The 24,558-nt window shown below is 69.7% G+C and carries 20 protein-coding genes; 9 read left to right on the forward strand and 11 right to left on the reverse strand.

Annotated features, from left to right (window positions below):
• The first annotated feature begins 11 nt into the window (after positions 1–11).
• Positions 12–1,463, forward strand: coding sequence for a lipase maturation factor family protein (locus tag D0C15_RS07720; RefSeq protein ID WP_116042124.1), 1,452 nt, complete (start codon positions 12–14; stop codon positions 1,461–1,463).
• Between the two features lie 47 nt (positions 1,464–1,510).
• Here D0C15_RS07720 and D0C15_RS07725 read toward each other — a convergent pair whose 3' ends face one another.
• The 3 genes from D0C15_RS07725 to D0C15_RS07735 all read right to left on the reverse strand — a co-directional run bounded on the left by D0C15_RS07725 (position 1,511) and on the right by D0C15_RS07735 (position 3,740).
• Complete coding sequence (locus tag D0C15_RS07725; RefSeq protein WP_211323121.1) at positions 1,511–2,038, reverse strand: regulatory protein RecX; 528 nt, start codon at positions 2,036–2,038, stop codon at positions 1,511–1,513.
• A 127-nt stretch (positions 2,039–2,165) separates the two neighbouring features.
• A complete protein-coding gene (gene recA / locus D0C15_RS07730; RefSeq protein WP_091674165.1) occupies positions 2,166–3,218 on the reverse strand; it encodes a recombinase RecA in 1,053 nt (350 codons plus the stop codon).
• 327 nt (positions 3,219–3,545) lie between these two features.
• Positions 3,546–3,740, reverse strand: a complete 195-nt coding sequence (locus D0C15_RS07735) for a DUF3046 domain-containing protein (protein ID WP_116042129.1) — start codon at positions 3,738–3,740, stop codon at positions 3,546–3,548.
• Positions 3,741–3,783: 43 nt separating this feature from the next.
• Between D0C15_RS07735 and D0C15_RS35420 the strand changes: the two genes are divergently transcribed.
• A complete protein-coding gene (locus D0C15_RS35420; RefSeq protein ID WP_281270674.1) occupies positions 3,784–3,909 on the forward strand; it encodes a hypothetical protein in 126 nt (41 codons plus the stop codon).
• Between the two features lie 25 nt (positions 3,910–3,934).
• Here the strand turns inward: D0C15_RS35420 and D0C15_RS07740 are convergent, their stop codons facing one another.
• Positions 3,935–5,854: an Hsp70 family protein gene (locus D0C15_RS07740; RefSeq protein ID WP_116042132.1), complete on the reverse strand. Its 1,920-nt coding sequence runs from the start codon at positions 5,852–5,854 to the stop codon at positions 3,935–3,937.
• A 138-nt stretch (positions 5,855–5,992) separates the two neighbouring features.
• Here D0C15_RS07740 and D0C15_RS07745 point away from each other — a divergent pair, with 138 nt between their 5' ends.
• From D0C15_RS07745 to D0C15_RS07755, 3 genes are all read left to right on the forward strand, one after another.
• Positions 5,993–10,600: an ATP-dependent helicase gene (locus D0C15_RS07745; RefSeq protein WP_162829942.1), complete on the forward strand. Its 4,608-nt coding sequence runs from the start codon at positions 5,993–5,995 to the stop codon at positions 10,598–10,600.
• Between the two features lie 151 nt (positions 10,601–10,751).
• Positions 10,752–11,252, forward strand: coding sequence for a peptide deformylase (gene def / locus D0C15_RS07750; protein ID WP_116042137.1), 501 nt, complete (start codon positions 10,752–10,754; stop codon positions 11,250–11,252).
• Positions 11,253–11,501: 249 nt separating this feature from the next.
• Positions 11,502–14,741, forward strand: coding sequence for a S8 family serine peptidase (locus D0C15_RS07755; protein WP_211323113.1), 3,240 nt, complete (start codon positions 11,502–11,504; stop codon positions 14,739–14,741).
• A 114-nt stretch (positions 14,742–14,855) separates the two neighbouring features.
• On the opposite strand, the gene D0C15_RS07760 is transcribed toward D0C15_RS07755, so the two are convergent.
• From D0C15_RS07760 to D0C15_RS07770, 3 genes are read right to left on the reverse strand one after another with little or no spacing between them, the layout of a single operon-like run.
• Entirely contained in the window at positions 14,856–15,134 is a 279-nt protein-coding gene (locus D0C15_RS07760; protein ID WP_116042142.1) for a VOC family protein, read from the reverse strand.
• A 9-nt stretch (positions 15,135–15,143) separates the two neighbouring features.
• A complete protein-coding gene (locus D0C15_RS07765; RefSeq protein WP_116042388.1) occupies positions 15,144–15,923 on the reverse strand; it encodes a maleylpyruvate isomerase family mycothiol-dependent enzyme in 780 nt (259 codons plus the stop codon).
• A 2-nt stretch (positions 15,924–15,925) separates the two neighbouring features.
• Positions 15,926–16,600: an SAV_6107 family HEPN domain-containing protein gene (locus tag D0C15_RS07770; protein WP_245975625.1), complete on the reverse strand. Its 675-nt coding sequence runs from the start codon at positions 16,598–16,600 to the stop codon at positions 15,926–15,928.
• 117 nt (positions 16,601–16,717) lie between these two features.
• Between D0C15_RS07770 and D0C15_RS07775 the strand changes: the two genes are divergently transcribed.
• The 3 genes from D0C15_RS07775 to D0C15_RS07785 all read left to right on the forward strand — a co-directional run bounded on the left by D0C15_RS07775 (position 16,718) and on the right by D0C15_RS07785 (position 18,686).
• Positions 16,718–17,257: a YbaK/EbsC family protein gene (locus tag D0C15_RS07775; RefSeq protein ID WP_116042145.1), complete on the forward strand. Its 540-nt coding sequence runs from the start codon at positions 16,718–16,720 to the stop codon at positions 17,255–17,257.
• Positions 17,254–17,841, forward strand: coding sequence for a GNAT family N-acetyltransferase (locus D0C15_RS07780; RefSeq protein WP_162829943.1), 588 nt, complete (start codon positions 17,254–17,256; stop codon positions 17,839–17,841). Before D0C15_RS07775 ends, D0C15_RS07780 begins: the two co-directional genes overlap by 4 nt.
• Positions 17,842–18,020: 179 nt before the next feature.
• The gene (locus tag D0C15_RS07785) at positions 18,021–18,686 is read left to right on the forward strand and encodes a P-loop nucleotide/nucleoside kinase family protein (protein ID WP_116042148.1); all 666 of its coding nucleotides are present in this window, start codon (positions 18,021–18,023) and stop codon (positions 18,684–18,686) included.
• Here D0C15_RS07785 and D0C15_RS07790 read toward each other — a convergent pair.
• The 4 genes from D0C15_RS07790 to D0C15_RS07805 form a co-directional block, all read right to left on the reverse strand.
• Entirely contained in the window at positions 18,639–19,547 is a 909-nt protein-coding gene (locus tag D0C15_RS07790) for a DMT family transporter (RefSeq protein ID WP_116042151.1), read from the reverse strand. The two genes, D0C15_RS07785 and D0C15_RS07790, sit on opposite strands and share 48 nt — an antisense overlap.
• Positions 19,548–19,804: 257 nt before the next feature.
• On the reverse strand, positions 19,805–21,487 hold the full coding sequence (locus D0C15_RS07795) for a DUF885 domain-containing protein (protein WP_116042153.1): 1,683 nt from the start codon (positions 21,485–21,487) through the stop codon (positions 19,805–19,807).
• Positions 21,488–21,528: 41 nt separating this feature from the next.
• A complete protein-coding gene (locus D0C15_RS07800) occupies positions 21,529–22,413 on the reverse strand; it encodes a methylenetetrahydrofolate reductase (RefSeq protein WP_116042156.1) in 885 nt (294 codons plus the stop codon).
• 70 nt (positions 22,414–22,483) lie between these two features.
• Positions 22,484–23,284: a PIG-L family deacetylase gene (locus D0C15_RS07805; protein WP_116042159.1), complete on the reverse strand. Its 801-nt coding sequence runs from the start codon at positions 23,282–23,284 to the stop codon at positions 22,484–22,486.
• 181 nt (positions 23,285–23,465) lie between these two features.
• Here D0C15_RS07805 and D0C15_RS07810 point away from each other — a divergent pair, with 181 nt between their 5' ends.
• On the forward strand, positions 23,466–24,557 hold the full coding sequence (locus D0C15_RS07810; protein WP_116042161.1) for a polyprenyl synthetase family protein: 1,092 nt from the start codon (positions 23,466–23,468) through the stop codon (positions 24,555–24,557).
• The last annotated feature ends 1 nt before the right edge of the window (position 24,558 follow it).

A 24,558-nucleotide genomic window follows, 5' to 3' on the forward strand; every position in this document is an offset into this window, starting at 1 on the left:
GAGTACCTGCGGTGGGATGGGACTGGTTCGCCGACCCGGACTACTGGGCATCACGGCTGGTCTTCCAGCGGCTGCTGGCGGCCATCTACCTCGTCGCCTTTGTGTGTGCGGCGAACCAGTTCCGCGCCCTGCTCGGCACGAACGGCATCACGCCGATCCCCCGCTTCCTGGAGAAGACCTCGTGGCGCCGGTCGCCGAGTGTCTTCCATCTGTACTACTCGGACCGGTTCTTCGCCGTGTTGGCCTGGACCGGTGTGGCGATCTCGGTGGCGCTGCTGTTCGGTGCCGCCGACTCGGCGCCTGTGTGGGTCACGCTGCTGATCTGGGCCGTTCCTTGGGCGCTGTATCTGTCGATCCTCAACGTCGGTCAGGTCTGGTACGGCTTCGGCTGGGAATCGTTGCTGGTGGAGGCCGGGTTCCTGGCGATCTTCCTCGGGCCGGCCGATATGGCACCACCGGTGATCGTGCTGTGGTTGCTGCGCTGGCTGCTGTTCCGGGTCGAGTTCGGTGCCGGACTGATCAAGATGCGCGGTGACCGGTGCTGGCGGGACCTGACCTGTCTGAACTACCACCACGAGACACAGCCGATGCCCGGACCGCTGAGCTGGTACTTCCATCATCTGCCCCGGCCACTGCACAAGGTCGAGGTGCTCGCGAACCACGCCGCCCAGTTGGTGGTCCCATTCGCCCTGTTCGCTCCGCAGCCGGTGGCGACCGTGGCTGCCGCCATCGTGATCGGCACCCAGGGCTGGCTGATGCTGAGCGGCAACTTCTCCTGGCTCAACGCGCTCACGATCACCCTCGCGGTTCCCGCCGTCGACGGCAGGTTGCTGGAAGCGGTGCTGCCCGGCGACCGCCCCGAACTCACGCCGATCCCGTCCTGGTACGGCGCGGTGGTGCTCGCGCTAACCGTTCTGGTGCTGGCTCTGAGCTATCTGCCGGTTCGCAACCTGGTCGGGAAGCGACAGCTGATGAACGCCAGCTTCACGAGTCTGCGGCTGGTGAACACCTATGGCGCTTTCGGCACGGTCACCCGCACCAGACATGAGGTCGTGCTGGAAGGCACCGACGCGCCCATCCCCGGTCCCGGCGCCGAATGGCGGGAGTACGAGTTCAAGGGCAAGCCGGGCGACCCGATGCGCCGTCCGCGTCAGTTCGCGCCGTATCACCTGCGGCTGGACTGGATGATGTGGTTCGCAGCCCTCTCCTCGCGCTATGGCGCTTCCTGGCTGCCCGGCCTGGTCGCGAAGCTGCTGGCCGGTGACCGGCGGACGATCCGCCTGTTGCGCACGGACCCTTTCGCCGGAACCGCACCGACCTTCGTGCGGGCCCGCCTGTTCTCGTACCGGTTCTCCACTGCTCGGGAACGGACGGAGACCGGCGCCTGGTGGGTGCGCGAACCCGAACACACGGTCATCCCACCGTGCCGGCTCGCCGAGGACGGCACGGCGCAACGGGCCTGACCGCACGTCTCAGGCGGGCATGTGCGACCGCATCCCTGCGCTGCCGATCAGTCGGCCTGGGCGTCATCCAGCATCGTCGCCTCGGCGCCCGCGATCCGCAGCTCGTCCCGGATCACTGTGTAGGCGAGACCCTGCGGATAGCCCTTACGGCCGAGCATGCCGAGGAGCCGGCGAATCGCGGTCTGCTCCTCGACGTTGCTCATACTCCGCAACCGCTTGCGGACCAGCTCCCGCGCCCGTTGTTCCTCGGAATCGTGATCGACCTCCTCGGCCGCCTGTGCCGCGACCTCGCCGTCGACGCCTTTGCGCCGCAGCTCCGCGACCAGCGCCCGCCGCGCCAGGCCCTGATGAGCGTGTCGCGAGCGGACCCAGGATTCCGCGAACGCCGTGTCGTCGACCAGTCCGGCGTGATCCAGCTTGGCGAGCATGGTCTCCCGGGTCTCCTCGTCGAAACCCTTGCGGCGCAAGGCCTGACGCAGCTCGTCCTTACTGCGCGGCCGGACCGCGAGCAGGTCGAAGCAGACCTCCTTGGCCGCTTTCCTGGCCTCATCGGGCGACAACTCGTCCGGATTCAGCTTGGGCACGGTTCCACCTCGGACACAGTTCTCTCCTCACGCTGAGCCCGCACGCGCTCCCGAACTACCAAGTCGGGCGCCGAAACTGCCAACTCGGCCGCCAGAACTGCCAAGTCGGGTGCGAAACCTAGAACTCGACCGGAGCGGGGGCTACCGCCTCTGTCTCGTCGGCGTCGAGCTTGGCGCCGATCCCGAGTTTGTCCTTGATCCGCTTCTCGATCTCGTTGGCGATGTCCGGGTTGTCGCGCAGGAACTTCCGCGCGTTTTCCTTGCCCTGGCCGAGCTGGTCGCCCTCGTAGGTGTACCAGGCACCGGACTTGCGCACGATGCCCTGGTCGACGCCCATGTCGATGAGCGAACCTTCGCGGGAGATGCCGTGCCCGTAGAGGATGTCGAACTCGGCCTGCTTGAACGGCGGCGCGACCTTGTTCTTCACGACCTTGACGCGGGTGCGGTTACCGACCGGCTCGCCACCGTCCTTGAGCGTCTCGATACGACGGACGTCCAGCCGGACCGAGGCGTAGAACTTCAGCGCCTTTCCACCGGTGGTGGTCTCCGGCGAGCCGAACATGACGCCGACCTTTTCGCGGAGCTGGTTGATGAAAACCGCGGTTGTACCGGAATTGTGCAACGCACCGGTGAGTTTACGCAGCGCCTGGCTCATCAGCCGCGCCTGCAGACCCACGTGCGAGTCCCCCATCTCGCCCTCGATCTCCGCGCGGGGCACCAGTGCCGCGACGGAGTCGATGACCAGAATGTCGAGCGCGCCGGAGCGGATCAGCATGTCCGCGATCTCCAGTGCCTGCTCACCGGTGTCCGGCTGGGAGACCAGCAGCGCGTCGGTGTCCACCCCGAGCGCCTTCGCGTACTCCGGGTCCAGCGCGTGCTCCGCGTCCACGAACGCGGCGATGCCGCCCGCCCGCTGCGCGTTGGCGACCGCGTGCAGGGCGACCGTGGTCTTACCGGAGGATTCCGGACCGTAGATCTCCACCACCCGGCCGCGGGGCAGACCGCCGATACCGAGCGCGACGTCGAGCGCGATGGCACCGGTCGGGATCACCGCGATGGGCGCGCGCCCCTCGTCCCCGAGGCGCATCACCGACCCCTTGCCGTACTGCTTGTCGATCTGGGCAAGGGCCAGGTCGAGTGCCTTGTCCCTGTCCGGTGCTGCTGGAGCCATGAGAATCCACCTCGTTGGTCGGAAGCCTGTGGGGCTGCTGTGCTGTTTTCGAGTCGGGTCCGACGCTACGGGCGGGGACCGACAGTTCCAGGACTCGATGGCAATCTGTGGATCGTTCGCCCCGGCGCGAACAACACCATGCTTTATTCAAGAGTCGGGTGATGCACAGTCGCTGGTTCGCCTGCCCTTGGTGTCCCACCTGCATGCGCCCGCCACGAGCTGGCCTCCGCAAGCTCCGGCCAGCCCCTGTCGACCGCATTGTGCATAACCCTCATCGTAGCCGAACAAGTGTTCGAGCTCGTGAGCGACACGCCCTTGTCGCGGGATTCAGCGTCGTTCCGCGGGAATCCCGAAATCCGCGCACACCACCTGCCAGATCTGTTTCGCCTGGACACCTGCCTTGAGCGCCTGTTCGACCGTGCGCCCGTCGAGGCCGCTGAACACATGGTCGCTGACCAGCATCTCGGCACGTACCGAGCCGAACTCCTCCGCCATCTTCTGCCGGAACACCGTGGTACGCATCGTCAGCCAGCGTAGCCGGGCCGTCCGGTCGTATCGTGGAGGGATGTTGCTCACCCAGATGGAGATGCCCTCATGGGGCCCGACCGCGCTGACACTCGCCTCGATCGCGGTCGTGACCTCCGCACTCGTGGTCCTGGTGCGATTCTGGTGGTTCAACAACCGGCGTTGAATGCCGGTGCACCCGGATCCGCCGATCACTCCCCCGGCTGGATGTGCTGTTCGAAGTAGTCGGCCAGTTCCGCAGGTGCGGTCGCGGATTCCTGCCCGGTGCTGTTGACCTGGTAGATGAAGCCGGCGAGGGGACGGTCCGGCACCGAGAAGACCAGGACCGACGAATCCCGTCCACCCGCGGCCGAGTAGCTGCCCTCCAATGCGTTGCCGCGCCACCGCGCCCGCACCATGTCCGCGCCGCCTGTCCGGTTGAGCAGGCCGCTGGTGTAGCGCTCGAGCTCCGCGGGGGAACTGCCGTGCAGGTAGGTCACCTGTGCCCCGGCCAGACCCGGCGCCGAACAGGTGACCGAGACGCCGAGGCTCTCCTGGTCCGCCGCGGCGGCCGGACCCGTTCCCATTCCCGGCGTGCACGCGTTGTTCTCGGCGACCGCACCCGCCAGTTGTCGCAGGCAGCCGGTGAATCCCGCGTCGTCGACCTCGCCGGGCTGCCCGCACTCCTGGGCGGAGTAGGTCCGCACGGAGGGGGACCGGCTGAGCAGGTAGGTCGCGCCCGCCGCGACCAGCACCAGCAACACGGCCGCGATGCCGGCGAGCACCTTCCCCCTGGAACGCCCCGGTCCGGCCTGCCGCGGTGCCGGATACGCCGGGAAGGCACTGTGAGCCTGCTGCTGGGCGAGCGCGGGCCGCGGCCCGCTTGGCGGGAAACTCTGTCCTGATCCCGGCGGGCCGAGGTGGCCCCGCGCGCCGTACGGTCCGTGTGGTTGCCCCGCAGACGCGCCCGGTGGTGCCCCGCCCTGCCGGTGCTGGGTGGGGGCGCCGGACGCCGCCACCTGCCCCTCCACGTTCTGTGTCCGCATGCTGAGGCCGTCGGCCGAGACGTGGTGCGCACCGAACGCCACCGCGGTCTCCGGCTGGTCGAGACTCGTCGGCAAGACGCCCAGTTTCTCCGTGATCATCGTGGCCACGAGCGGAAGCCTGCTCGATCCGCCGACCAGGTAGATGCCGCCGAGGTGACTCGGCGAGACCCCGGCCGAGTGCAGTGTCCTGGTCACCAGCTCCACGCTGCGCAGCAGCGCGGGCCGCACGAGCGCCTCGAGTTCGCCCCTGGTGACCAGCACGTCGGTGAACGGCTCCGGCATCGGCACCTCGGTCTGCGGATGCCGGGACAACGCCTCCTTCGCGGCCCTGACGTCCTCCTGCAGGGCACGCCGGGTACGACGGTCCGCCGTGGACTCCGGCCGGAGCAGCCGTTGCCAGCGCTGCGGATCGCGGTGCGAGACCTCCCTGCCTACGTGCACCAGCAGCGCCTGGTCGACGTCGAGCCCGCCGAGATCGGGCAGCCCGTCCTCGGCCAGTACCGCGAACCCCGACCGCTCCGGGCCGAGAGCGCCGACGACAGCGACGTCGAACGTGCCCGCACCGAGGTCGTAGACCGCGAGTGCCTGCCCCTGCGCGAGGCCCTTGCCGGGGAAGGACGCGAAGTGGGCCGCGGCGGCCACCGGTTCGGGGACCAGCGAAAGGCCACTGTTCGCGCCGGCGAGCCGCGCCGCGGACAGCAGCACGTTGCGCCGCACCGGCCCCCACTGCGCGGGATGGGTCAGGCGCACCTCGTCGGGCTGATCGCCGCCGAGCTGGCGGGAGGTTTCTTCGAACACCCGGCGCAGCACCGCGGCCAGCGCCTCGGTCACCGGGACGATGTCGTCGCCGAGTAGCAGGGTCTGCTCGTCGACCCGGCGCTTGGGATTCGGCTCGAACCGGGTGGGATCGAGCCGCGCCCTGCGTTCGGCGTCCCTGCCGACCATGAGCGTGCCGTCGGAGTCCGCGAACACCGCGGAGGGCATGGTCGCCGAGCCGTCCACCTCGACGACCCTCGGCGGACGGCCGTGCGCGGACAGCACGGCGACGGTGTTCGACGTCCCGAGATCCACCGAAAGGATCCGCACAGCTCTCCCTGTCGCCCTGTTCCCACCCTGCTGGTATCCGCCGCAGATGCTGCCATGCCGGGCCGGGACCTGCGGACGGACCATCACAGATCGGGTCCCCGGGCTGAGAATGTCGGTACCTGGACCGATGATGGACCAGTGGGCGACGTACTTGACCTCTTCTCCCCCGCGACCAGGGACTGGTTCGCGGGGGCCTTCGCCGCACCCACCGCCGCCCAGGAGGGCGCGTGGCGTGCGGCGCACGGGCGGCAGCACGCCCTCGTGGTCGCACCGACCGGGTCGGGCAAGACGCTCGCCGCGTTCCTCTGGGCGCTGGACCGGCTCGCCGTGGAAGGGCCTCCCGAACAGGCCGCACACCGCTGCAGGGTGCTCTACGTCTCCCCGCTCAAGGCGCTCGCGGTGGACGTCCAGCGCAACCTGCGCGCGCCGCTGGCCGGAATCTCACAGGCGTCGCGGCGACTCGGGCTCGAACCGCCGGACATCACCGTCGGCATGCGCACCGGCGACACCCCGGCCGCGGAACGGCGTTCGTTCACCCGCACGCCGCCCGACGTGCTGGTGACCACCCCGGAGTCGTTGTTCCTGCTGCTCACCTCCGCCGCGCGGGAGTCGTTGCGCGGCGTCGAAACCGTGATCGTCGACGAGGTACACGCGGTCGCGGGCACCAAACGCGGCGCGCATCTCGCACTGTCGCTGGAACGCCTGGACGAGTTGCTGCCGAGGCAGGCACAGCGGATCGGGCTCTCGGCCACCGTCCGGCCGGTGGACGAGGTCAGCTCGTTCCTCGCAGGCGGCAGGCCGGTCACCGTGGTACAGCCGGAGACCGCGAAGACCATCGAGGTCAAGGTGGAGGTCCCGGTCGAGGACATGGCCTCGCTCGACGCGCCGTCGAGCGAGGCCGACCAGGAACTGGCGGAGACGCCAGGAGCCGAGGTGCGGCGGCCCTCCATCTGGCCCGCCGTCGAACAGCGAATACTCGAACTCGTCCTCGCGCATCGCTCCACCATCGTCTTCGCCAACTCCCGCAGGCTCACCGAACGACTCACGGCCCGGTTGAACGAGCTCGCGGCCGAGGCGGCCGAGATGTCTGCCGGGGCCGAGGCAGGCGAACAACGGGACCGGTTCCCCGCCGAAGCCGTCGGCCAGTCCGGGGTCAGCACCGGGGCCGCGGCCACCGTGGCCAAAGCCCACCACGGGTCCATGTCCCGCGAGCAGCGCACGCTCGTCGAGGAAGAGCTGAAGTCCGGCAGGCTGGCCTGCGTCGTCGCCACCTCGTCCCTGGAACTGGGGATCGACATGGGCGCGGTCGATCTCGTTGTGCAGGTCGAGGCGCCGCCCACCGTCGCCTCCGGCCTGCAGCGGGTCGGCAGGGCCGGCCACCACGTCGGTGCCGTGTCATCCGGGGTGATGTTCCCCAAGTTCCGCGGTGACCTCGTCTCCTGCGCGGTGGTGGCGGAGCGGATGGCCGCGGGGCGGATCGAGTCGCTGAAGTACCCTCGCAACCCGCTCGACGTGCTGGCCCAGCAGGTCGTGGCCATGGTCGCGCTGGAGCCGAGAACGGTGACGGATCTCGCGGCCACGGTCCGCAGGGCCGCGCCGTTCGCCGCACTGCCGGACGACGCGCTGCAGGCCGTGCTGGACATGCTGGCCGGGCGCTATCCCAGCGAGGAGTTCGGTGAACTGCGTCCGCGGATCACCTGGGACCGGGTCACCGGAGAGCTGAACGGGCGCCCCGGCGCACAACGCCTCGCGGTCACCTCCGGCGGCACCATCCCGGATCGGGGACTGTTCACGGTCATGACACCGGGCAGCGAGGGCAGGCCGGGCAGCCGGGTGGGAGAACTCGACGAGGAGATGGTGTACGAGTCCCGGGTCGGGGACACCGTGCTGCTGGGAACCTCGTCCTGGCGGGTCACCGACATCACCCACGACCGCGTGATCGTGGTGCCCGCGCCGGGCGAGCCGGCCCGGATGCCGTTCTGGAAGGGCGACACCATCGGACGCCCCCTCGAACTGGGGCGCGCACTCGGCGCCTTCGTCCGCGAGGTGTCCGATTCGGACACCGAAACCGCGATGCGCAGAGCCGCCGCGGCCGGCCTCGACGAACGCGCGCAGCGCAACCTCGTCAGCTACCTGGACGAGCAGCGCACCGCGACCCGGCACGTGCCGCACGACCGCACGATGCTGCTGGAGCGGTTCCGCGACGAGCTGGGCGACTGGCGCGTCGTGTTGCATTCGCCGTTCGGCGCGCAGGTCAACGCCCCCTGGGCGCTGGCGATCGCCGCGCGCCTGCGGGAGAACCGGGGAGTCGATGCCCAGGTGGCGCACTCCGACGACGGGATCGTGCTGCGCGTGCCGGACGCACTGGACCCAGACGGCGCCGAGGTCGTGATCGGCGCGGACGACGTGCTGCTCGACCCGGAGGAGGTCGAACAGATCATCGTCGCGGAGGTCGGCGGATCGGCCCTGTTCGCGGCCCGCTTCCGCGAGTGCGCGGCGCGGTCTCTGCTCCTGCCGCGACGGAACCCTGGGAAACGAAGTCCACTGTGGCAGCAGCGCCAGCGCTCCGCGCAGTTGCTCGGCGTCGCGTCGAAGTACGAGCGGTTCCCCGTCGTACTCGAGGCCATGCGGGAGTGCCTGCAGGACGTATACGACGTCGGTGGGCTGCGCGAGCTGATGTCCGATGTCCGCGCGCGCCGCATCCGGGTGGTGGAGGTCGAGACGCAGGCCGCTTCGCCCTTCGCGCGGAGTCTGCTGTTCGGCTACGTCGGCATGTTCCTGTACGAGACGGACGCACCGCTCGCGGAACGCAGGGCGGCGGCTCTGGCACTGGACTCAGCCCTGCTGGCGGAACTGCTCGGCACCGAGGCGATCCGCGAACTGCTCGACGCCGATGTGGTCGCTTCGGTGGAGCGCACACTGCAACGGCTGGAACCCGACCGCCACGCGCGCGACGCCGAGGACGCCGCCGACTTCTTGCGGCTGCTCGGCGATCTGACGGTCACCGAGGCCGCGGAGCGCGGGGTGGCCGAGGAGTGGCTGCTGGAGCTGGAGGCGACACGCCGGGCCATCCGGGTGCGGATCGGGGGCGAGGAACGTTTCCTCGCGATCGAGGACGCCGGCCGGGTACGCGACGCCCTCGGCACCGCGCTGCCGGTCGGCGTGCCGGAGGCGTTCACCGAGCCCGTGGACGACCCGCTCGGTGACCTGCTGTCCCGCTATGCCAGGACCAGGGCGCCGTTCCCCGCGGCGCGGGCCGCCCGGCGATTCGGCCTCGGCACCGCCGTCGTGGCCGGGGTGCTCGACCGGCTGACGGCGGAGGGCAGGCTGGTCAGGGGCGAACTCAGCCCGGTGAGTCACGAGCAGATGCCGGAGTCCGGGACCGAGTACTGCGACGCGGGGGTGCTCCGTCGGTTGCGGCGGGCATCACTGGCGCAGCTGCGGGCCGAGGTGGAGCCGGTGGAACCGGCCGCGCTGGGCCGGTTCCTGCCGAGCTGGCACGGCATCGGTGCGCGTGTGCGTTCGGCGCCGACCGCCGACGATGTACTGTCCGTTGTGGACCAGCTGGCCGGCGCCCCGCTGCCCGCCAGCGCGTTGGAGTCACTCATCCTGCCCAGCAGACTGCCGGGATACGCTCCGGCGCTGCTGGACGAGCTGACCACCGCGGGGGAGGTCACCTGGTCCGGGTGTGGCGCGCTGCCTGGCGGTGACGGCTGGGTGGCGCTGGCCGGTAGCGACATCGCCGATCTGCTGCTGCCCGAACTCGAGGAACCAGCGCCCGCGAGCCCGTTGCACGACGCCATCCGGTCCACACTGGAGGGTGGCGCGCTGTTCTTCCGGCAACTGGCCGATCGCGTGACGCCGTTGCTGGAATCCGCACCGGACGACGGGGATGTCGTCGCCGCACTGTGGGATCTCGTATGGGCCGGTGAGGTCAGCGGCGACACACTGGCGCCGTTACGTGTGCTGGTCTCCGGGCGCGGCGCGGCACACAAACCGCGACGTTCGGCGCCACGCGGCCGCTACGCGCGGATGCGGGCGGGCAGGCCCGCCATGCCGTCGCGCACCGGCCCGCCGACGGTCGCGGGCCGCTGGGCACTCACCCCGCGCCGGGAGAGCGACCCGACCCGGCGCACACACGCCAGGACAGAGGCGTTCCTCGAACGCCACGGCGTGCTGACCAGGGGCGCATTGGAGACCGAGCGGGTCGCCGGGGGATTCTCCGGGATCTACAAGGTGTTGCGCGGCATGGAGGACTCCGGGCAGGTGATCCGTGGGTACGTCGTCGAAGGACTCGGTGCCGCGCAGTTCGCGGCGCGGGGGGCGGTGGATCGGCTGCGCGCGGTGTCCGACACCGGTAGCGGAAGGCGCAACAGCACCCCGGCAGTGGTGCTGGCGGCGACCGATCCGGCGCAGCCCTACGGCGCCGCGCTCGCCTGGCCCCCGGTCGTCGGCGGTACGAAACACCGGCCCGCGCGCAAGGCCGGAGCACTCGCCGTGCTGGTCGACGGCTCCCCCGTGCTGTACGTGGAACGCGGCGGGCGCTCGCTGCTGTCGTTCACCGAGGACGAGGCCGGCCTGCGGGAAGCGGCGCACGCGCTGTCCACGGCCGTGCGCGAAGGCTGGCTCGGCCAGCTGTCGGTGCAGCGGGCCGACGGCGAGCAGGCACTGACCTCCGCCCTGGCCGAAGTCCTGCGTGACGCCGGTTTCCGCGCCACCCCCAAAGGCCTGCGCCTACGCGCCTAACCCCCGAGTTTGCAGTTCCCGTGCCCGACTTGGCAGTTCCGGTGCCCCGACTTGGCAGATCCCGCGCCCGACTTGGCAGTTCCGGCGCCCGAGTTTGCAGATCCCACAGATCAGTAAGCTGCCCGTGTCCCGCGGAAAGGATTTGGCGATCATGGCCCTGCGCGAACTGCGCTATTTCGGTGACCCAGTACTGAAGACCGTCGCCGACCCGGTGACCCGATTCGACAAGTCGCTGGAGGCCCTGGTTCAGGATCTGCTCGACACTGTCGAGCCGCAGGGCCGCGCCGGCCTCGCCGCGCCGCAGATCGGCGTCGGTCTGCGGGCGTTCAGCTACGACGTGCACGGCGAGCACGGCTACGTACTGAACCCGGAGATCGTGGAACTCTCCGAGGAGACCCAGGACATCGACGAGGGTTGCCTGTCCGTTCCGGAACTGTGGTTCCCGACCCCGCGTGCAGCCTACGCGGTGGTGCGCGGGGTGGACCTGCGCAACGAGCCGGTCACCGTGATGGGTAGCGGTGTCATGGCGCAGTGCCTGCAGCACGAGACCGACCACCTCGACGGAGTGCTCTACCTCGACCGTCTCGCCGCCGAACGGAAGCGGCAGGCAATGCGCCACGCACGGCAGAAAGACTGGTTCTGGAAGCGCTGATCGTGTCCGCATAACACTTCGCCGGACTGATGGCAATGGGCAGAAAGTCGGGTCTCGATGTCGAAACAGAACCCGCAATAGCTCGGTTGGACGCTAGCCAATATCCACATCGTCGATAACACTCCGTCACAGCCCGCTGCGCGTTCACCTGAACGGGGACGCGTGGCTGGCCGTTGCCTTCGGAGAGCCCTGTCGGGGCGAAGCGGGTTCGCCGAAGTCGCTCACCAACCCGTCGAGGAAGGACGTGGTATGACCCCACGTGGATGGCGCCGGCGCGGCCGGGCCGCCTTAGGGATGGCACTCAGCGCGGCGGTAGCCGGCGCGGTGCTCACCAGCCTGCCGGTCACGGCAGCCGCCGACCCGGCCCCGGCTGAAGAACCCGGCATCAGCAAGAAGGACGAGGAACTGCTCGCCAAGGCGAAGCAGGGCGGCAAGCGCACCGTCAGCGTGCTGGTCGCGACCGAACCGGGCCAGGCGGCCCGCGGCGCCGACGAACTGACGCGCGCAGGCGCCAAGGTGGAGTACCGGGCCGACGAGCTCGGCTACGTCCGCGCCGAGGTGCCGGTGGACGACGTCAAGCGAGTCGCGGCACTGTCCAGTGTCGACGCGCTCGACGTGGACGACGAGGTGCCGCTGCCCGACCCGCGCCCGGAGGGCGAGGTTCCCCCAGCGCCGCAGCCACAGCCCGGCGCGGACACCCCGAAGAACAACCCGTACATGCCGACCGGTGACACTGGCGCCGCCCAGTTCACCGACAAGCACCCGGCGTGGGACGGCCGCGGCACGACCGTCGGAATCATCGACACCGGCGTCGACCTCGACCACCCCTCGCTGAACACCACGAGCACCGGCGAGCGCAAGATCACCGACTGGGTGACCTACACCGACGGCCGGTTCACCGGGGGCGTCAACAACGACAACGACCCGACGTGGGTCAACATGAACACTGAGGTCGCGGGCGGTGCCTTCAGCGCGGCCGGCCAGGAGTACAACGCCCCCTCGGGCGACTACCGGTTCGGCGTCTTCGACGAGCGCGACCCCCGTCTCGGCGGCGAGGTCGGCAACGACGTCAACCGGGACGGCAACCCGGCGGGCAGCTCCGGCACCTTCGGCGTGCTCTGGGACTCGGCCACCGGAACCGTCTGGGTGGACGCCAACCAGAACCAGGACTTCACCGACGACAAGCCGATGACCGACTACAAGGTCAAGCACGACGTGGGCACGTTCGGCACGGACAACGAGGCCACTCCGGTTCGCGAGGCCATGCCGTTCGTGGTCCAGACCGACCCGGCCAACAACGTCGTCAATATCGGCATCGTCTCCGGCGCGCACGGTTCGCACGTCGGCGGCATCGTCGCGGGCAACAGCATGTTCGGCGGCGAGATGAGCGGCGCGGCTCCCGGCGCGAAGCTGGTGTCGGTGCGGGTCTGCCTGTTCGTCGCGGGCTGCACCAGCCACGCACTGCTCGAGGGCATGATCTACGCCGCGCGCGACGCGAACGTCGACGTGATCAACATGTCGATCGGCGGCCTGCCCGCGCTCAACGACGGCAACAACGCCCGCGCGGAGCTCTACGACCGGCTGATCGACACCTACGACGTGCAGATGTTCATCTCGGCCGGCAACTCCGGCTCCGGGGCGAACACCGTCGGCGACCCTTCGGTCGCGGGCAAGGTGATGAGCGTCGGCTCCTACATCAGCAAGTCCACCTGGCAGCGCAACTACGGCTCGGATTCCGCCGCCGTGGACAACCTGCACAGCTTCTCCTCGCGGGGGCCGCGGGAGGACGGTGGCTTCAAGCCGAACATCATCGCACCGGGATCGGCGATCTCGCCGGTGCCGACCTGGCAGGCAGGTGGTCCGGTCCCGGGCACCTATGCCCTGCCGCCGGGTTACGCCATGTTCAACGGCACGTCGATGGCCTCCCCGCAGGCCGCTGGCGCAGCGGCGCTGCTCGTGAGCGCAGCCAAGGCTCGCGGCGTGGAGCACAAGCCGGCGCAGCTGCGCTCGGCGATGAGTGGCACTGCCCGGTTCATCGACGGCTACCAGGCCTACGAGCAGGGCAACGGCCTGATCGACGTGAAGAAGGCGTGGAACCAGCTCAAGGCAGGCGTGGACACCGTCGACATCAGCTCCTCGGTGCCGGTGAACACCTCGCTGTCGGATTTCCTCGCCACTCCAGGTGTCGGCGTCGGCATCCATGACAGGGAAGGCGTCAAGGCGGGCGACCGTTTCGTCCGCGAGTACACCTTGACCCGTAACTCCGGCCCGGACCACCCGATCACCTATCGGGCGAACTGGGTGGGTAATGACGGCACGTTCAGCTCACCGAACACCGTCCAGCTGCGCAAGGGATACGCCACCAAGTTCAGGGTCACGGTGAATCCGCGTTCGGAGGGTGCCCATTCGGCGATCCTGAACCTGGACAGCCCGACCACGACCGGGCGGGACTTCCAGACGCTGAACACGGTGATCGCGGCGCAGGACTTCACCGCGGCCAACGGGTTCTCGTTGCGGCACGGCGGTGAGATCGGTCGTAACGAGACCAAGAGCTTCTTCGTCAGGGTCGAGCCGAACACCCCCGCGCTGAAGATCGACCTGGACGCGGGCGGTACGACGCCCGGTGCCGGACAGGTGCGCTTCCTGCGGTTCCACCCCTACGGTGTCGGCGTTGACAGCAACTCCTCGCTGAGCTGCTACAACCCGGTGGTCACGCCCAACGGGAGCTGTGCGGGCAACCCGACCAGCCGGACCGTCAGCAACCCGACTCCTGGTGTGTGGGAGATCGTGGTGGAGGCCCGCCGGACCTCCGACACCGCGTTCGCGCCCTACAGCCTGACGACGTCGGTACTCGGTGCCTCGGTATCGCCGAGCCCGGACACGATCGAGTCCGCGACGCTGGGCTCGCCCGTGGCACGGGAGTACACGCTGAAGAACCAGTTCGGCCCGATCACCGGCAGGGCGACCGGGACGAACCTGGGCAGCGCGAAGGTCGCCACCCCGAGCATCGGTGATGGCGAGCAGCAGCAGTACCAGGTGGCGGTGAAGGCGGGCGCGAGCCAGCTGAAGGCGCGCATCGGCAGCACCTCCGACGTCGGCGCGGATCTCGACCTGGCCGTGTACAACTGCACCAGCGGAAGCTGCAGCCTGGCCGGCCAGAGCGCCGACGGCGACTCGGAGGAGCAGGTTGTGATCAACAACCCGGCCGCCGGCAACTGGATCGTCCTTGTGCAGGGCTACGCGGTCCCCGCGGGCACCACCACGTTCTCCTACCTCGACGTGTTCAGTGGCGAGGCGTTCGGGTCGATCGCGGTGGACGACTCCGACGCACTGCGTCCCGGTGGTTCAGAGTGGACGGTGACCGGCACCGTGACGCCGAAGACGACGCCATCAGCGGGACGTGTCCTGCTCGGCAACGTCGAGGTGCGGACCGACGAGAACGTGCTCGTCGGTTCCGGTGACGTCATCGTCGAGAACGTCACCGCGTAGCGGTAGGCGCAGAACGCGGTACGAGTACGACCAGAACGGGGCTCCGCCGATCAATCCCGGCGGGGCCCCGTTCGTCGTCTCGCACTTTCCCGGGAAAGTGCGAGGCAGCCGGGATCAGGCGAGAAGGACGATGTCGTTGCCCTCCGGGTCCGCCGAGCCGATCGCGTCGTCGGTATCCCCGGCCAGCAGGACAGGGCGCAACCGGTTGCGTCCCTGCCGTACGGCGGGATCCCGGACGAACTCCAACCATGGTCCGCGCCCACTCGGCGCCCTGAGTCCCGCATAGTCGGCCGAGGCGTGCTCGATGGACCAGCCGAGCAGCGCGGCCCAGAATTCGGCCGCACCACCCGGATCGGGAACGTCGATCTCAATTTGCGCGAACCGGCTGGGCACGAACGGACCCTACCGGGTCGCCAGCCGCAGCAAGGCCCACAGCTGACCCGCCGCGTCGTAGTCACCGTCCACAGAGTCCAGTGACCACGGCCCTGCCCTGCCCCAGAGCCACAGGTAGACCTCGGCAGGCCGACCAGTGACGACGACGTCCGCGTTCTCCGTCTCCCGTTCCGAACAGCGCCAGGCGAGCGTCTCGGTAGTTCCGGCACGGGCGATCCAGCTGTGCCCCGCCGTTCGCACGGCGACCGTTCCGGTGCGGGTCCCGGTCATCCCGAGCATCGGCAGCCGCTGCCCGAACCACAGACAGAGCATCTCGTCCACCCCGTCGACCGCGACGTCATCCGGAATGTCGTCCGGTGTGTCCGCGAAGGGCGTCGCGGCGGCCCGTTGCAGATCGATCCGGTGCACGGTGGTCTCGTGTGCCATCCGCCTGCGCCAGAAGCCGTAGGTGGGGTCGGCAGGCCACCAGGACGCGGCCCGCTCGGCCGGGTCGTGCCGCTCCAGCTCGGCTCGCAGTGCCGCCAGCCCCTCCCGCAGGTACTCCTCCGCCGGCTGGCCTTCACCCGGCTCCCGCTGCCATCGCCGCGGACGCGCTCCCTCGGCGAGCCAGGCCAGCGTGGCCCGGTAAACGCTGCCCACGTGTCTGGTGAGTTCCCCCGTCGTCCAGCCGGGGCAGGCGGGCACGGCGGTGCCGTCCGGAGTCCGGTGGGCGAGATCGGCAAGCAGTTCGCCCTCGATACCGAGCACCTCGAGCAGCCTGCCGTGCTCGATCACTGACTGACCTGACATGTCTAGCCCCGCGTTCGCCTTCGCCCTGGTGCGGGGCACGGGGCGTTCCTGACCTGCTCGGCGGAACGCTCCGTTGGCTCCGGGTACACCGCGCGCCGTGCCAGTTCGAGGAACTGCCGTGTGCGCTGCACCAGCTCGTCGGCCAGTTCCTCGGTGACCTTTCGCGTGTTGCCCGCCTGCGCGGCCGCCTGTGTCGCCGAGTTGGCGGCGAAGTAGGTGGCCCACTCGCCGAGTTCGGGTGCCTCCGCCTCGAGCAGCACCCACACACTGGCCGGTCGGGCGCGGCCACGATGCGGGCGTCCCTTTGCCGAGAGCACCGCTGCCGCGGCACGCAGGGCGGAAAGGTACGAGGAGATGAACCGGTGGACCGGATCGGTCTCGCCGACGGCTTCGGCAAGACCACGCTGCGCCTGGGTCAGCAGGGACACCGCCGCCGGTGAGACAGGCGGCTGCCAGCGCATCGGAAGCGCCGGCTGCACAGCGCGGCCGGGGTGACCGGCACGGCCGGAACGACCGAGTTGCTCACGGGCCGTGATCGCGACGGACATGGCGGCCTCCTCCTGTTCGGCCTGCGCACCCTTGGCGGAATGCGCGGCGAGCACCGGGACGGTGAAGGGGCCCGGGGCAGAGACGCTTCCCCCGCCCCTGCCCCGGGCGCCCGACCAGTGAGCACTCACCGTACGTCGAACGTATGTTCGAACATAGCCAGACTAACCCGGGATCGCCCCGGACTCAACCCCGCGTCCATGCGATGCACATCGCACCCGCAGCGGTGTCCGTGGTCTCATAACCTCATGAGCACGCTCGACCATCCCGCCGTCGCGAAGGTCGCCGCCGCACTGGCCGAGGCCGGACAGCACGAGGCGGCAGAGGGAATCCAGATCCTGCCTGCCGAAGTACGCACGGCGGTGCAGGCCGCCGAGGCACTGGGCGTCGAACCGGGCGCTATCGCCAACAGCCTCGTGTTCCGGGCCGAGGGAGCCGCCGGTGAGTTCCCGCTGCTGGCGCTGACCTCGGGCGCCCACCGCGCGGACACCGGCGCACTGGCCCTGCTGGCCGGCGCCGACACGGTCGGCAAGGCCGACCCGGCGTTCGTCAAGGCCCACTCCGGTCAGGTGATCGGCGGAGTCGCCCCCGTGGGACATCCGCACCCCATGAAGACCCTCGTCGACAACGCACTGGAGCAGTACGACGTGGTCTGGGCCGCCGCGGGGCACGCCAAGTCCATCTTCCCGACCACCTACCGGGCGCTGCTGGAACTCACCAACGGCACGCCCGCGGACGTGGCGGGCGCCGCAGGTCTCGCGGCTGGCACGGACGGTGCGCGGCGGTGACCGCGATGCCGTCCGAGCGCACTCGGCTGGTCGAACTCTCGGCCGAGGACTTCCGGGTACGCCTGCGCGAGGCGCTGGGGCTCTACGTCGCGGCGATGAACTATCCGCAGGGCACAGCCGAGCAGCGGGCGCCGATGTGGCTGACCCACGTGCTGCGCGAGGGCTGGCGCTGTGTCGCGGCGCTGGACGGCGAGGGCAGGATGACCGGTCTCGCCTACGGCTACCGGGGCAGTCCCGGCCAGTGGTGGCACGAGCAGGTGCGGCGTGGCCTCGCGGAGGCAGGCAGCGCGGCCTCAGCGGGCAACACGGGCACGGCGGACCCCGACTGGCTGGATGACTACTACGAGCTCACCGAGATCCACGTGCATCCGGAGAACCAGGCGCGAGGCATCGGCGAGGACCTCCTGCGCATGCTGATGGAGGACGTGCCACACCGGCACGTGCTGCTGTCCACCCCGGAGGGCCCGACCAGAGCCTGGAAGCTGTACCGCAGGCTCGGGTTCGTCGACGTCCTGCGCAACTACCACTTCGTCGGGGACCCCCGCCCGTTCGCGATTCTCGGCCGCACTCTCCCACTCGACTGATCGGCCCTGCGACGCCTGGGCGCAGGGCGTGATGTCCCCAATGTGGCATTGGGGACGTTCAAGTTCCCCAACGCCACATTGGGGACATACCGGCACCAACCGTGAACCGTCTGCCGCGCAGCGGAGTGATCCGTGCGGGATCCGGAACGCGAACGGGCGTGTCCTTCGTTGGTCGCTGCATGACAGGCACAGAGACCACTCGCGTTGACCCGGCCACCTACGACAGGGTGGCGGTGCGGATCGAACGCCGCTCACTGCTGGTGGTCGGTGGCCTCCCCGGCGCGGGCAAGAGCACCTTGCTGCGCGGGCTGGAGGCGGATGTGCCGGTCACCGTCCTCGACGCCGACCAGGTACGGGCCCGGCTGCGCCGGCTGTTGCCCGCCGGGACGCCGTACTCCTGGTACCGCCCGTTCGTGCACCTGCTGCAACTGGCCCGGCTGGTGGCCGGGGCCTTCGGCGCCGCGGGGCCGCTCGTCGTCCACGATCCGGCCACCGGCCCACTGGCCAGGACGGCCTTTCGCGCGCTCGGCGCACTCACCGGCCGCACCCGCCACCTGCTCTGGCTCGACTGCACCCCGGAAGCCGCACTGGCCGGACAGCGCGCCAGGGGCCGGGTGCTGCTGGGGTGGTCGTTCACCCGTCATGCCCGCAACGCACCGCGGCTGCGGGGGCGGTTACTGGCGGGCGACACACCCTCTGGCTGGCACAGCGGCTCGATCATCGACAGGGCGGCGGCCCGCCGGGGTCTCCGGCTCCAGGTCCGCGAAGGCGTATCCGGAACCGGAGACCCGGCCCGCTCAGTGCCGCGGCCGCCAGTAACTCACCGCAAGGGCGAGAACCAGTAGCCCGGCACCGCACCACCCGGTCACACCGAGCCGCTCGTCGAGCAGCACCGCCGCCAGCAGGGCGGCGGTCAGCGGCTCGAGCAGGGCGGCCAGTGCCGCGAGTACCGGGTGGGCGCCGCGCAGCCCCCCGAAATACGCCGCATAGGCCAGTGCCGTCGGTACCGCACCGAGATAGAGCGCCAGTGCCACCACTTCGGGATCGACGGGCAACCACATCCCGAGCCACAGGGCGAACGGCAGCAACAGCAGGCCACCGGCGAGGCAGCCGAAAGCGGTGGTGCGCAGCGGATCCAGCCCGGCCACCGCATGCCGGGTGAACAATGTCAGCGCGGCGAACCCGCCACCTGCCAGCAATGCGAACACCAGCCCGGCCAGCAGCTGCGCCTGGTCGCCCGCCGCACCGGGCGACCAGGTGAGCAGCACCAGGCCGAGCAGTGCGGCGAGCAGGGAAGCGATGGCCGAGTTGGCCGGCCTGCGCCGCTCGGTCAACGCCGTGGAGACCGCGACGAACACCGGCACACTGCCGATGGTGACCATGGTCGCGACGCTCACGGAGGTCAGGACCATGGCGATGAAGTAGCTCGCCTGGAACACGGCGAGCAGTGAGCCGGCAAGCAGGATCCGGCGCAGGACCTCCGGGGTACGGACCAGCCCGCGCAGCCCACCGGTGGCGGCCAGCAACAGCACGGTGAGGAAACCGCCGAGCAGCAGGCGGTAGGTGGCGATCGACAGCGGATGCAGGCCGCCACGGGCGGCCAGCAGGGAACCCGCGAGACCACCTGTGCCCCAGAGCACCCCGGCGGCCAGCAGCATCGCGGCGGATTTCGCCTCGGGACGTGCGGATACAACGACAGCAGACATGAATGAACGCTCCAGCGTCGAAGGAGGAAAGGACTACGACGACGCGGGGCGTCCGCGGGTGAAGGATCACCGAAACGCCGTGCGGCATGGACGCCGCACGGCGGACTCACACAGCTACGCCCCGCTCAGGAGCGTGGCGGTGGGGTGGAAAGAAAAACTCGGCGCATGTTCCGCACTCTACCCAGGTCACGGTCCGTGCCCGCCGTCGGCGAACCACCTCGGGCGGGCACGGACTTCTCGTTCGGCTGGCTCCTACCTCATTCCAGCTCGGCTAGCTGCTCTCGCAACGTGTCCAGCCCCATCCCGCCGAGCCGGAGCGCCCTGGTGTGGAAGTCCTTGAGGTCGAAGGAATCCCCGGCCCTGTGCTCCGCCTCGTCACGCGCCGCGAGCCAGATCCGCTCACCTAGCTTGTACGCGGGCGCCTGGCCAGGCCAGCCGAGGTAGCGATCGATCTCGTCGCGCACATGGTCCGCGTCGGTGATCGTCCTGGTCAGCATGAACTCGAGACCGAGCTCAGGGGTCCACCGCTCGCCCTCGTGGAACCCGGTGCCCTCCGGGATCTCCAGTTCCAGGTGCATGCCGATGTCCACGACGACCCGTGCCGCGCGGAACAGGTGCGCGTCGAGCATGCCCAGCAGGTTGCCGTCGTCACCGAGGTAGCCCAGATCCTGCATGAGCCGCTCGGCGTAGAGCGCCCAGCCCTCGGCGTGCCCCGAGGTGAAAGCCATCAGCCGCTGGAACTTGTTCAGCGTCGCCGCCTGGTGCACGGAGGTCGCGATCTGCAGGTGATGACCTGGCACACCCTCGTGATAGACCGTGCTGACCTCCCGCCAGGTGGAGAACTCCTCCTTCTCCGCCGGAACCGACCACCACATGCAACCGGGACGGGAGAAGTCCTCGTTCGGCCCGCTGTAGTAGGCGCCGACGCCACCGCCGGGGGGCGCGATCTTGCATTCCAGCGCCATCAACTCGTCGGGAATGTCGAAGTGGGTTCCCCGCAACGACTTCAGCGCGTCGTCGGAGAGGTTCTGCATCCACTGCTCGAGTCCACGCTTGCCGTGGACGCTGTACCGGTCGTCGGCGTCGAGGGCTGCGGCTGCCTCGGCGAGGGTCGCTCCCGGTTTGATCCGCTCGGCGACCTCCTTGGCCTCGCGCTCGACCCTGGCGAACTCGGCCCAGCCCCACTCGTAGGCCTCCCGGAGATCGAGAGCGGCACCGGTGAAGTAGCGCGACCACAACCGGTAGACGTCCTCACCGACGGCGTCCTTGGTCGGAGCGAGCGGCGCGAGCTCGGCCCGGAGGAACCCTGCGAGCTCGGCATAGGCCTCCTGTGCGGCACCGGCTCCCGCGCGCAACTCGGCGCGCAGCGAGTCCGGCACGTCCGACGCACCCGAGACGAGATTGTCGAAGTAGCCGGTCGCACCATGCAGGCCAGCCCAGGTCTCGGCCTGCTCGGCGACCTTGCTCACCTGCCGCAGCGCGGGTGCGGTTCCGGCCTCCGCGGCTGCGAGCAGGGAAGCGCGTACCCCGTCCAGCGCCTCAGGCACCTTGCCCAGCCGTGCGGCGACGTTGCCCCACTGCTCGGCGGTGTCCAGGGGCATCAGGTCGAAGATCATCCGGATCTCCTGCACCGGGCTGGCGATCACGTTGAGCGAGCCGATTTCCAGCCCGGCCTCGTGGATCTCCACCTGGAGTCCGACCCGCTCGGTGAACACCGCCTTCGCGGCGCGTTCACCCGCGTCCCGCGGCTCGACCCCCTCGATCGCCCGCAGCGCGCGCTTGGCCAGCGCGGCGCGTGCGGCGTAGCCCTCCGGCGAGTAGTCGGTGAGCTGGTCGTCGTAGCCCGCGACGCCGATCGACGTCGCCGCGACGGGGTCTGCCGCCGCGTAGTCGTCGACGAACCGGTCGCAAATGTCGTGTACGCCCTCGGTAGAAGCCATATCGGCACGCTACCGCGCGCCCCCGCGCGAGCGCCCGCGAGTTACGCGCGAGCGGGCACCAGGCCCAGCCTGCTCACCAGTTCCCTGGTCGCCTTCGACCGGTTGAACGTGTAGAAGTGCAGATCCGGCACTCCCTCGGCGATCAGCCGCTCGCACAACTCGGTCACCGCGTCGAGTCCCTCCGCACGGAACGCCTTCGGATCGTCGGTGAGCGGCTCCAGCCGGTTCAGCAGGGCGGAGGGCGCGCTGGCCCCGGAAAGCTCGATTGTCTTGCGGAGCGTGCGGGGCGTGGTCAGCGGCATGATTCCGGGGATCAGCAATGCCTCACACCCGGCCGCGGCTACGCGGTCGCGCAGGCGCAGGAAATCCTCCGGCTCGAAGAAGAGCTGCGCGATCGCGAAGTCCGCGCCTGCGCGGAACTTGCGCACCAGGTGCAACGTGTCGGTGTCCAGGTCGGCCGAACGCGGGTGTCCGTAGGGAAAGGCCGACACGCCGACGCAGAAGTCGCCGAGTGAGCGCACCAGCTCGACCAGTTCCTCGGCGTAGTTCAGCCCGTTCGGATGCGGTACCCATTCCCCGTACGGATCTCCTGGCGGATCGCCGCGCAGCGCGAGAATGTTGCGCACGCCGACCGCGGCGTACGAACCGATCACGTGGCGCAGTTCGGCCACGGAGTGGCCCACCGCGGTGAGGTGGGCCATCGGAACCAGTGTCGTCTCAGTGGCGACCCTGGCGATGCTGCGGACGGTGCCGTCCCTGCTGGACCCGCCCGCGCCGTAGGTGATCGACATGTACGCCGGGTCGTACGGTTCCAGCTCCCGGATCGACCGCCAGAGGATCTCTTCGTCAGCGGCGTCCCGCGGTGGGAAGAACTCGACCGAGAACACGGTCGCGTCTCCCCGCAACCGATCCACCACCGTTGTCATATCGCTCATCGTAGTCGGCGGTCCGGTTACTGAGACACCGCTCCCAGCAGCTGAGAGCAGGAGGGCGGCGTCACAATCCGGCCATCAGATCCGTCTCGGTGATCCCCGGTCCCTGCCCCTCCCGGATGAACCATTCGGTGCCGAAGGCTTCGGTGAACGCGTCGTCCGGCATCGCGAGGAAGAACGACTGCTCGCTGATCTGGCTGGCGTGTGCGCGCATGGCGGCGCGCTTTTGCTCGGTGAAAGCCCGGACATCCACCGACGCGGTGAGCTCCGCCTCCGGCTTGCCGAACTCCTGGCCCTCGGCCTCGTCGAAGTCGGGCAGTTCGATTCCGGCCGCCGCGGCCGACTTCGCGAACTCGGCCATCCCGCGCAGCATCTTGTCGCGGTTCATGGTGCCCTGGTACACCCGGGGCGTTCCGGCGATCTCGGCGGCACGCAAGCCCACGCGGTGCACCTGGATGTGGTCCGGATGCCCGTAACCGCCGTTGTCGTCGTAGCAGGTCAGCACATCCGCCTGCTCCTCGCGCAGGATGGCGGCGAGCTTCTGCGCCGCCTCCTCCACCGACGCCGTCCAGAACGAGCCCGGCGCCTCGTTGGTCGGCTCGCCCATCATCCCGGAGTCCACATAGCCCAGGAACTCCACGCGCTTGGCGCCCAGAATCTCCGCCGCGGCCTGGGTTTCGGCGACCCGCCGCTGCCACAACTGCTCCCCATCGGTGAGAAAGCCCTCGTCCACCTCACCGTGCTCGCCACGGGTCGCGACGACGAGCACCACCCGATGCCCGTCCTCGAACGCCTTGCGCATGACACCGCCACAACCGATGCACTCGTCGTCGGGATGGGCGTGAAACGTGACCAGAGTTCCCATGCTCACGAACCTACGCGAATCCACCGACAGAATCCGCCGCGTGCCAGGTATCGCACTTTCCCGGGAAAGTGCGAGCTCCAGTCCCGCACTTTCCCGGGAAAGCGCGGGCTCTGGTGACGTTTCCGCCACATGCGCCCACCCCGAGATCGCGTCCCGCCAGCACAACCGTGACGATAGGGACATGACTGTGCCGGACTACGACGCCGACCTGCCCGTTCACGTCGAACGGGTCCTCGACGACTTCGTGCGCGAGGCCGGTGCGGCCATCCGGGACACCGAACCGGCCTTCGAGCCCGGCCTCGACGCCCTGTCCGCCTTCGTCCTCGGTGGCGGCAAGCGCCTGCGCCCGACGTTCGCCTGGTGGGCCTGGCGAGGAGCAGGCGGCGATCCGGCAGGGCCGCACGCCGAGGGAGTGCTGCAGGCCGTCGCCAGCCTGGAGCTGATCCAGGCGTGCGCGTTGATCCACGACGACGTCATGGACTCGTCGGACTCCCGCCGTGGCGCCCCGACCGTGCACATGGCCTTCGCCAAACGGCATGCCGACGCGGGGCTGCTCGGCTCGGCGGCCACCTTCGGGCTCTCGGCGGCGATCCTGATCGGTGACCTCGCACTGGCCTGGGCCGAGGACATGTTCGCAGGCGCGGCACTGCCCGCGGAGACGCTCACCGCGGCGCGGCCGGCATGGCGGGCGATGCGCACCGAGGTGATGGCCGGGCAATACCTCGACGTGCACACCCAGGCCGTCGGTGACACCTCCATCGAAGCCGCACTGCGGATCGACAAGCTCAAGACAGCCGCCTACACCGTGCAGCGGCCACTGCACCTGGGCGCGGCCCTCGCCGGGGCCGGCGAAACCACGGTCCGCACACTGCTGAACCTCGGCGGTGACCTAGGGATCGCCTTCCAGTTGCGCGACGACCTGCTGGGTGTGTTCGGCGATCCCTCCGTCACCGGCAAACCCGCCGGTGACGACCTGCGCGAGGGCAAACGCACCCTGCTGCTCGCACTCGCTTTGCGTGGTGCCGACGAACAGGGGCGAGACGCCGAGGGCAAACTCATCGCCGCGTCCGTGGGCAACGCGGAACTGACCGAGTCCGACGTGGACGACGTCCGGCAGGCACTCCTCGACGTCGGCGCCGTCGACGCCGTCGAACGGCGGATCACCGAACTCACCGACACGGCGCTGACCACTTTGGAGCAGGCCGCACTCACCGAACCGGCGGCCACCCGGCTCGCCGAACTCGCCGCGCGTGCGACCCAGAGGAACTACTGAC

Origin of the sequence: Amycolatopsis palatopharyngis, assembly GCF_003385185.1 — a bacterium.
Taxonomy (GTDB): Bacteria; Actinomycetota; Actinomycetes; order Mycobacteriales; family Pseudonocardiaceae; genus Amycolatopsis; species Amycolatopsis palatopharyngis.

Excerpts from the sequence above, each read along its gene's own strand:
- recA (WP_091674165.1), bottom strand. The coding sequence starts at position 3,218 with ATGGCTCCAGCAGCACCGGACAGGGACAAGGCACTCGACCTGGCCCTT.
- D0C15_RS07735 (WP_116042129.1), bottom strand. The coding sequence starts at position 3,740 with ATGCGTACCACGGTGTTCCGGCAGAAGATGGCGGAGGAGTTCGGCTCG.
- D0C15_RS35420 (WP_281270674.1), top strand. The coding sequence starts at position 3,784 with ATGTTGCTCACCCAGATGGAGATGCCCTCATGGGGCCCGACCGCGCTG.
- def (WP_116042137.1), top strand. The coding sequence starts at position 10,752 with ATGGCCCTGCGCGAACTGCGCTATTTCGGTGACCCAGTACTGAAGACC.
- D0C15_RS07755 (WP_211323113.1), top strand. The coding sequence starts at position 11,502 with ATGACCCCACGTGGATGGCGCCGGCGCGGCCGGGCCGCCTTAGGGATG.
- D0C15_RS07765 (WP_116042388.1), bottom strand. The coding sequence starts at position 15,923 with ATGTCAGGTCAGTCAGTGATCGAGCACGGCAGGCTGCTCGAGGTGCTC.
- D0C15_RS07775 (WP_116042145.1), top strand. The coding sequence starts at position 16,718 with ATGAGCACGCTCGACCATCCCGCCGTCGCGAAGGTCGCCGCCGCACTG.
- D0C15_RS07785 (WP_116042148.1), top strand. The coding sequence starts at position 18,021 with ATGACAGGCACAGAGACCACTCGCGTTGACCCGGCCACCTACGACAGG.
- D0C15_RS07790 (WP_116042151.1), bottom strand. The coding sequence starts at position 19,547 with ATGTCTGCTGTCGTTGTATCCGCACGTCCCGAGGCGAAATCCGCCGCG.
- D0C15_RS07795 (WP_116042153.1), bottom strand. The coding sequence starts at position 21,487 with ATGGCTTCTACCGAGGGCGTACACGACATTTGCGACCGGTTCGTCGAC.
- D0C15_RS07800 (WP_116042156.1), bottom strand. The coding sequence starts at position 22,413 with ATGACAACGGTGGTGGATCGGTTGCGGGGAGACGCGACCGTGTTCTCG.
- D0C15_RS07805 (WP_116042159.1), bottom strand. The coding sequence starts at position 23,284 with ATGGGAACTCTGGTCACGTTTCACGCCCATCCCGACGACGAGTGCATC.
- D0C15_RS07810 (WP_116042161.1), top strand. The coding sequence starts at position 23,466 with ATGACTGTGCCGGACTACGACGCCGACCTGCCCGTTCACGTCGAACGG.